At 57.3% G+C, this 452-nt stretch carries 1 protein-coding gene; it reads left to right on the top strand.

Translation table 11 applies throughout. The features are described 5' to 3' along the window. Positions 1-201 precede the first annotated feature (201 nt). A partial coding sequence (locus tag J5M67_RS28530) for a hypothetical protein (protein WP_207888689.1) occupies positions 202-452 on the top strand: 251 nt, incomplete at its 3' end.

The following is a 452-nucleotide window of genomic DNA, read 5'->3' as shown; positions in this document are numbered from 1 at the left end:
CACAATTGGTACGCCGATGTTCTCGAGCTCGATTGTTCGACTGTCGACCTCGAGGAGCGCCTCAATCAATGGGCAGACGAAGTCGCGCAGCCGGAGTTTTCGACCGCTGAGTTGTTGCTCGTGCCTGCCCCGAAGAACGCGCGATGGGAGTTATAGGCGGCGCCAGACCTACGAGCCGTTCCCGACCTTCTCGACGTCAACTTGGACGATTTCGGTTCCGAACCATCGTTTGGGGACTGGGTGCCAATCGAAAATGGCGATGCTCCATCTCAGAATTCATCGGACGCCGGTCAAAAGCTACGCCCTCTAGCTCATGTCGCGATACGAGACCAGACGCTCGCGACTGCCGTGATGATGTGTCTCGCTGAGGCCATCGAATCCCACCAAGGGGACACCACCGAAGGTGATTTGACGAAGCTACGCAAATTGGGGGTCGTTAGCTATGGCAACCG

The sequence above is a fragment of the Pseudomonas sp. 30_B genome (assembly GCF_017491605.1).
Classification (GTDB): domain Bacteria; phylum Pseudomonadota; class Gammaproteobacteria; order Pseudomonadales; family Pseudomonadaceae; genus Pseudomonas.
The sequence above is the reverse complement of the archived record's forward strand: the minus strand, read 5'-3'. Positions and strand labels throughout refer to the sequence as shown.